The following is a 366-nucleotide window of genomic DNA, read 5'->3' on the forward strand; positions in this document are numbered from 1 at the left end:
GGGCTTCGAGCCCTTCACGCAGCAGGATCGTGAACGCGCCCAGGAACGTGGACGCTTCGGTGGCGGCATCAGGCGCGAGCGCCGCTTCCGCATCGTCGAAAAGGCCGCCCAGTACTGCGACCTTCTCCGCGAGATCATCGGGCGACGCGCCCCGGTCGATCGAGGCGCGGAACTCCCCCATCGCGCCCTCGATTCGACCCATCAGCGTCGCGTCGCGCGCGGTGAGTGTTGGCTCGATCGGCTCGAACCCATCGAGATAGGCCGACAGCGCCAGCTCTTTCGCCATGCGCGCATCGCCGCGCCGCGCAGCCGCCACGCTTTCGGCGAGTTTGGCGCGGGCGACCGCGAGCGAGCCGGGAGCCTGTT

General features: G+C 69.7%; 1 pseudogene. It reads right to left on the reverse strand.

The window, feature by feature from the left end:
- A pseudogene (locus tag AX685_RS12110) lies at positions 1–366 on the reverse strand (iron permease); the annotation flags it as partial.

Source organism: Sphingomonas sp. CCH9-F2 (assembly GCF_001556735.1).
Lineage (GTDB): Bacteria > Pseudomonadota > Alphaproteobacteria > Sphingomonadales > Sphingomonadaceae > Sphingomonas > Sphingomonas ginsenosidimutans.